General features: G+C 44.5%; 8 protein-coding genes and 1 tRNA gene. 4 read left to right on the plus strand and 5 right to left on the minus strand.

The window, feature by feature from the left end; all coding sequences use genetic code 11:
- The 4 genes from QUA47_RS15850 to QUA47_RS15865 are packed head-to-tail and all read right to left on the minus strand — an operon-like array spanning position 1 to position 3,560.
- Entirely contained in the window at positions 1–321 is a 321-nt protein-coding gene (locus tag QUA47_RS15850) for a hypothetical protein (RefSeq protein ID WP_333431453.1), read from the minus strand.
- Entirely contained in the window at positions 318–1,685 is a 1,368-nt protein-coding gene (locus QUA47_RS15855) for a hypothetical protein (RefSeq protein WP_333431454.1), read from the minus strand. Before QUA47_RS15855 ends, QUA47_RS15850 begins: the two co-directional genes overlap by 4 nt.
- Before the next feature lie 5 nt (positions 1,686–1,690).
- On the minus strand, positions 1,691–2,932 hold the full coding sequence (locus QUA47_RS15860) for a phage terminase large subunit family protein (protein ID WP_333431455.1): 1,242 nt from the start codon (positions 2,930–2,932) through the stop codon (positions 1,691–1,693).
- Positions 2,871–3,560 (minus strand): hypothetical protein, encoded by a 690-nt coding sequence (locus QUA47_RS15865; RefSeq protein ID WP_333431456.1) that lies wholly within the window; start codon positions 3,558–3,560, stop codon positions 2,871–2,873. The genes QUA47_RS15860 and QUA47_RS15865 overlap by 62 nt, the downstream gene beginning before the upstream one ends.
- Positions 3,561–3,873: 313 nt before the next feature.
- Here QUA47_RS15865 and QUA47_RS15870 point away from each other — a divergent pair, with 313 nt between their 5' ends.
- Entirely contained in the window at positions 3,874–4,395 is a 522-nt protein-coding gene (locus QUA47_RS15870; protein WP_333431457.1) for a hypothetical protein, read from the plus strand.
- A 54-nt stretch (positions 4,396–4,449) separates the two neighbouring features.
- Here QUA47_RS15870 and QUA47_RS15875 read toward each other — a convergent pair whose 3' ends face one another.
- Positions 4,450–4,722, minus strand: coding sequence for a hypothetical protein (locus QUA47_RS15875; RefSeq protein WP_333431458.1), 273 nt, complete (start codon positions 4,720–4,722; stop codon positions 4,450–4,452).
- Positions 4,723–4,759: 37 nt separating this feature from the next.
- Between QUA47_RS15875 and QUA47_RS15880 the strand changes: the two genes are divergently transcribed.
- The 3 genes from QUA47_RS15880 to QUA47_RS15890 all read left to right on the plus strand — a co-directional run bounded on the left by QUA47_RS15880 (position 4,760) and on the right by QUA47_RS15890 (position 6,299).
- Positions 4,760–5,302, plus strand: coding sequence for a hypothetical protein (locus QUA47_RS15880; RefSeq protein WP_333431459.1), 543 nt, complete (start codon positions 4,760–4,762; stop codon positions 5,300–5,302).
- Between the two features lie 149 nt (positions 5,303–5,451).
- Positions 5,452–5,820, plus strand: a complete 369-nt coding sequence (locus tag QUA47_RS15885) for a hypothetical protein (protein WP_333431460.1) — start codon at positions 5,452–5,454, stop codon at positions 5,818–5,820.
- Positions 5,821–6,226: 406 nt separating this feature from the next.
- A tRNA-Met gene (locus tag QUA47_RS15890) sits at positions 6,227–6,299 on the plus strand.
- The last annotated feature ends 240 nt before the right edge of the window (positions 6,300–6,539 follow it).

The raw sequence follows: 6,539 nt of genomic DNA on the forward strand, positions 1-6,539 counted from the left end.
TTACCAAGGGTGCATTGTAATTGTTGTGTAGCCGATCGCATTAGATAATTGCTTAACTAGATATTTCCGATAACTGTGCAAGTCGCACTTGCGATCAGGCTTCCATTCAATAACGTCTAGCTTGACAATTCCGCTTGAAGCTTTCCTAATTTCTTCGGAGTTAGCGTCAAGCTGCTGGACTATCTCGTTTACTTGCTGCGCTAATTGCTCAGAGGTTTGCTGGACTGAATCGCAAAGTACGTTAATGATAGGCAACGAAGTTATTGGCAGTTCCAAGTGTCTTAATATTTTCCCCCTTTCCGCTGTTCCGATCGGCATCATCCCACCTCTAACAGTCGAGAGTCTTTAGACTTGAGTGCTTCTAGTCCTGAGCGTATATCTGCATCCGTTGCCGTAGTCAACCAATCAAGATGCTGAAGGCTTGGCTTAGGTAACACGTCTAAATCCTCAACTCCTTTTGTGTTTGCTTCTTCAGCCTCTAATGGGTTCATCTGTTCCTCAAACGGATTGACGTACAATTTGGGCCATATTATCCGATAAATCCACTGGTCTTTACTGTAACCTTGAAGTGCTAGTTCTAGATTGCACAAATGCTTAATTATTGAATAAGTTATCAACATCCGATCGGCATTCAAACTTCTTGCATAATTCAACATCGGCTGCGTCGCAATATCCTGAGCGCCACCCCAGCTATATCCCATCAAGTACAAAGGAACTTTAGACTTCCTAGCAATAATTAACTGAAACTCTTTAAGCACTGAAATCAAACCAGAAAAATCCGGGTTGCTATTAGACAACTGCCTAATCTCAGCGCCGTTCATCAGGTAATAGTCAGTGATGCTACCGTGTTGTCGAAGCCTTTCCCGGTGTGCTTCTTTGTATTGTTGGGCGTCCGCGTCCGTGTACTCGCACGGCATAAAGTGCAGTCGAGAATTTACTCCGGTGGCTCTAGCGGCACTTAACAAATCAGACTTAACATTCTCTGCCCCCACCCAATCGGGAATGCACTCTTGAAAAAGCGATCGCCCGTAGAGGTGCGGCGGACGCCAACGGTAGCGGGCATGAGCACAGACGATCGGGTGAAAATCCAAAGCGCTTACTTCATTGGTTGAATTTTTGCGCTGTTGAAAACCCAGCAGTTCACCCGTCACTGACTCGATGCGAAACATCTCAAAAGTTGGCGGAAATAATACCCGCTCAATGCGAGAAGATTTTAAGTTCACCCCGATCGACAAAAACCAATCGCCCCAAGCCATCAACAATTCAGGCCCTGCATTGAGCGCCAGCCCGCCGATAACTTCTTCCCGCAACCGCTGCAACACCTTGTAAACTCCGGGGTCGATCGGCGTCACGTTGTCGTTGAGAGTGGGAGCAATATCCCAGCCTTGGTCATCGCCTGTGGGGTTGCTCCAAATTGCATCCCTTCTCAAGTCAAGCGCCAAAGTAATTTCTGATGAAAGCTCGACCATCCGCACAAGTTCGCGGGTGTGACCGTTATCTCGCACGATCGGTTCGCGAATCTCAAAGTCGTATTGCCGACCATGGATACTATCACTGGCATAGCCGTGATATTGGGACACGGGCTTGGATTGACCGCCAACCAGCGTCCGGCTGTAATTGACAATACTTTGCCAGATGTTCTCTAGAGTTTTGTTTCTGCCGGGAGTTGGGGTTGGCGATCGCATTAGGGTTAATTAAAGTCGGGTTGGATGATTTTTTGCCCGTCTAAGAAGCTGTAGGCTCCTGAACTGGCGTCGGTTAAGTCAGTAATTTTAGGTTTTGAACTGCCGTCAAAATGGTAGAGCGCATCTAAATATTGTTCATTCCAGTCACCTCTTAATATTCGCACTTCACCCCGGAGTGCGGCATTGGCAAAGTGACTCGCTCGGACAATTTTGCTCTCACGGGGACGGATACCTGCACAGTGAAATCCCTCTAATAATTCCCGGATGCGAACTTGGTCGCGGGGCCCGGAAGAACCACCCTCTAATTCCCAAGCAATTTTTGTATTTACCGTGTCGCGAATAGCCGTGTTTTTCAATAAATTATTAGTTTGCGCTGGCTCAAATTGTTCGGCGATCGCATCCATAACATAAATTATACCGTCAACTTTTTTCATCTTAACCCCGGCAGTGTAGCAAGCGGAGATTTTAGCACTTGCTGCTAAATCCCAAAATCGAACTATGCGCCCGCCCGCTGGCACTCGATCGACAACCTCGAACCATTCGCGCTTGAATACTGAACCCACACCCTTTGCCTCAAATGGAATACAGTCTAACTCTTCCCTCGCGTTGATGCCGTAGTCTTTCCGCAGTTGTTCGATCCAAGCGTGTTCACGCTCGATCGACCACCGCTGATTTGATACCAGACAAATGCGTCGGTACAACCCATCATCGATTGCGGTGGCTAAGTCATAGCGGTGATAAGAGTAGTTGAGTTCCCCGGTTTTGCACTTTTCAATTAGCTGATTAAAATAATTGTCTTTCCCGTTGTGTGTGCTCCAAATGGCGACGGAACCGCCCCACATATTAATGGCTAGCGCTGCCTTGATCAGTTCCTCTAAGTCGTCGTGGAATGCCGCCTCGTCAATCCTCAGCCGACCTTTCTTTGATCGCAGGTTTGCAGGTCGCGAAGACAGAGATGTTACCTTAAAGCCTGAGTCAAACCGGATAGTATAGGCAAGAATGTTTTTGTTAGGTTCCTCAATAACTGACTCGTTAATACCAGAACAAACAAGGTTGTACGCCCGGGCCCAGTACGCAACATCCTCAATGTACTGACGCGACATATCGAAGTTGTACCCGACATACCAAGAGTCGGAGCCGTTGATTTCAGCCGCCACCAATGCCGAGTCAGCAGCGTCCGCCCAACTAATCCCTATCCGCCTCGATTTCTCGCAAATCTTGATCGGGCTGCTGTCCCGGTTCCACATCTGCTGATATTTCAAGAGCATCGGCGGGCTGGATGCCCAAAAGGTGCTGTCGAATGACTGCTGCTGTTTCGGGGGTGAGTCCAGTAATTGCAGCTTCCGTACTGTCTGGGAAGATTCCCGCGAACGCTTGTCTAATGACGAGCTTAATGTTGTTAATTTCACTTTCTGCTAAGTTTAATAAAGATCGAGGGAGCCACCCTGCATTTACAAAAGCCGTAAAAGCTTCAAGCTCGTCTGATGGTTTGCCAAGAACTCGATCAAGAATTTTGACCGGAGTAGGAGATCGAACTTCCCTAACCGTTTTTTTTACATAAGAGCCAAACTTGTCCGAAGTTCCTTCTTCAATTATTGTAATTTTTGTGACAGTCCCATTCTGCAAATAACTTTCTAAAACTTTATCTGCTTGCAATTTTAGCGTTTCATGTCTCCGAAACAAACGCTCTTGCTTGGCTTCTTCTACTAGCCTAGCAAACTCAGGGCGATTACGCATCCATGTATAAAAAGCTTCTTGACTGATTCCTGCATTTTTACATGCGCGTTGGTTGCAGCCATGTTCCACTAACTCTTTCTGGATAATATCTAACTTATCCTGAGAGTATAAAGTGTTTCTTCCTCTTTTGGTTTTCATCTTAGGTTTAATACATTTTATACAGTAAATTCTAGCTTATTTTATTTAAACTCTGCATTAAATGTATTAAATGGTAGAATTTGTACAACTAAATCAATCTATCAAATGCTCGGTTTGATTAACTATAATTATGCCATGCTAAATTAAATAAACCTGCTTCTGCGACGTAACCAAAAGGAGCCGGAATATACCTACAGACTTCAGCCTCTTCGTAACTAGGGAAGTTTTTGTATTTACCCGCTCGCCCACCAATCAATGTTTACACAGCCAACAAATTCAAGCTATAATCTACCTAAATTACCCCCAAAAACTCATGGCAAGTTTTAGCAAGATTGTATCTAAAATAATTCATCCAGAGTCCAACGAACAGCCACCGGAAGAAACTAAGTCGGACGAGTCGCAGCAGGAAGAAAAGCCAACAGAACAGCCAGAAGCAGAAGAACCAAAACCAGAAGAAACCCCACAAGAGCAACCTGCAATCGAACCGCCACCCGCCGAGCCATCCACCCCAGAAGCACCCAAGCAACAAGAGCCACACCCCGAGCAACCAACCGAGTCGCAAATACAAAAACCTATGCCACCAGAAGGACAGCCATTGCCTCCGAACGAACGGGTTAACGCTGCTTACAAACTGGTTTACGGGGAAAATGCAGAGATTCCAATTAAGCACGAGTCGATCGTCACTGAGCAAGATGCCGACTGGCATATCCGTTCGTATATGGGCGGTTTGTTTGCCACCCCAAACCAGCATCCAATGACTCAACAATTTAACAACTTAGAAGAGTTGCTGGACTGGTTCAACAAAACTTATCCGGTAGCAGCCGAGGTTGAGTAGCGGGCGTAGGGCATAGCTGCAGGCAACGAACGGGTTGAAATGGTAGAAACGCCGTTAAACATCTGGAGAAAACAAATCACGGTAGGTAATCCCAACCCGCTCGTAGCAAACAGCAGCGTTGGCAAGCATTCGTACTTTCTGAACTTCCCACAACAAAGTTGTCAATTCGGCGGGGTTTTTAATAACATTTGCTAAAGCTTTTGCATACGCAATTGACGCTTCGTTGACTACTCTGTGTAGTTCTTGCTCGGCGTCATTCTTTGGTGGGTGGTAAGAAAATAAATCTTCTAGTTTTTGCAAAAACTCATCGTTGTTTTTTTCTGGCATACGATTGTACTTGTTATGTTGTATTTTAATATTATAATTGAAATATAAATATTTAGGTAAAAATATGACAGATTCTGAACACTCCCAACAACCCGAAGTTCAAACGCCACAACACAACAACATTAAGCTAATACATGAACACTTAGAATATCAAATAGCTCTAGTAAATCGGAGCATTGATATTTCAGTAACAAAAGTCGGTTTTGTACTTGGGCTAACAACTGGTTTGATACTTTTTAAGACAACCGTACACTTAACCAGCAACGGGCTTTTGTTTCTTGATGTGTTTTCAATAATTTTGTGTTTGGTTACTCTTGGTTTTTGCCTTGCGGGGTTTCAGCCAAAAAGTGGCGGAGTGTTGCTACTTGCTAAAACTTTGTATGATGAACACTATTACGATTCTGAAGAAACTTTCTTCTTTACTTTGACAAGTGTAGCAATGGAAAGCCTTGATTCACTTACTGTCTTGCGCGATTTTCGTGCCAAAATGGCAAATTACGCAATTTGGTGTTTATGTACCACAATTGCTTGCGAGGCGATCGGGTGGATTGGATTTGAACTGTTGCTGTTTTTAAAATAAAATTAATATCGAATTTGAGCAGCGTGGGCAAATTCTAATTCACAATAAAAACCACCGGAATCAGCGGTGATTTAATCAGTTTAGTTCCTATCTTTCCCCCAGAAAGTATCCTCCGGGTTGACTACTAAATTATATCAAAATAATGTGTTGTGCAAAAAGGATTTCAACAAATTAAGATAGCAACTCGAACTTTTGAAGTAGAGTTTAAACACCGCCCGCCGGATGATATCACGGGCGATCGGGAAGAACTTATCAGCACCGAGCAAATTACCATTCCAGATTTGGGAAACCGAGAGTGGGAAAAACGCTGGATAATCCTGTCTGTGTGGAACAACTTCGCTACAGACAAAGCAAAAGAACTAGGAATCAACCAAGCTTTCATTTTCACTGAAGGGTTTAAAGAGCTAATTATCAGGCTAGAAATCAACCCATTTCAAGACGAAGAGGCTAAAAAGTTAGACGTACCAAAACAAGCTGCTTATGACGACTGGCTGGCGTCGGTGCGAAAAAAAGTTTAAAAAATTGTATGGGTTTGAGTTGAAACAGTGGGAGCAAATGAATACAATAAATTAACCACAACATTCACGCCCCGCTCAAGTCAGAATAGATGTAATGGTAATCGCATCTTTTTTGGCTTGAGCATTTTGTGTGAAAGTTATTACAGGCAAAAGACAGACGATCGGGGTACAACATTTTTGTGCTAGAATCCTAACGCTTTGCTCGACAAGCCACCAATGAGTACGTTGGTGGCTGTTTTGTACTAATTGAAAACGATGTGATATTATTTATTTAGCAAGTCACTCAATTACCAGTTAAAAGTCTTCGGGCATTAACAACTGTGAGAGATCGGACACCTGCTGGCATACCAGGGCTAAACCGTATACCCGTCCATCCTCTCTCATGACGTTAAATGCTGGGGGGAATGCCGGGGTTGAGCAGCGGTCGCTCGTCGGTCTCATAAGCCGATATTCTGGTGGTTCGACTCCACCCCCCGACTTTACTCACTGAATTTCTCTGGATATACTGCCGACGCACCCATCGGTGGTATTTTGTGGCTCTGGGTGCGAACTGATAACTGATTATCTACCACCAGCATTGTAAAAAGTGGGGAAGCCTCAATCGCAAAAGTCTGAAATTATTGCCTGTCAAGCGGTTTGCAACTAAAAGCGGCAGATTGCTAATCTGTTAAGGGTGTTAACATCCTTCGAGGGTTCAAATCCCTCCCTCTCCGTTCTAA

The organism is Microcoleus sp. MON2_D5 (assembly GCF_036701905.1).
Lineage (GTDB): Bacteria > Cyanobacteriota > Cyanobacteriia > Cyanobacteriales > Microcoleaceae > Microcoleus.

Bases quoted from the DNA above. Each gene is read 5' to 3' on its own strand.
- QUA47_RS15850 (WP_333431453.1), bottom strand. From the start codon at position 321: ATGATGCCGATCGGAACAGCGGAAAGGGGGAAAATATTAAGACACTTG.
- QUA47_RS15870 (WP_333431457.1), top strand. From the start codon at position 3,874: ATGGCAAGTTTTAGCAAGATTGTATCTAAAATAATTCATCCAGAGTCC.
- QUA47_RS15875 (WP_333431458.1), bottom strand. From the start codon at position 4,722: ATGCCAGAAAAAAACAACGATGAGTTTTTGCAAAAACTAGAAGATTTA.
- QUA47_RS15860 (WP_333431455.1), bottom strand. From the start codon at position 2,932: ATGTGGAACCGGGACAGCAGCCCGATCAAGATTTGCGAGAAATCGAGG.
- QUA47_RS15865 (WP_333431456.1), bottom strand. From the start codon at position 3,560: ATGAAAACCAAAAGAGGAAGAAACACTTTATACTCTCAGGATAAGTTA.
- QUA47_RS15855 (WP_333431454.1), bottom strand. From the start codon at position 1,685: ATGCGATCGCCAACCCCAACTCCCGGCAGAAACAAAACTCTAGAGAAC.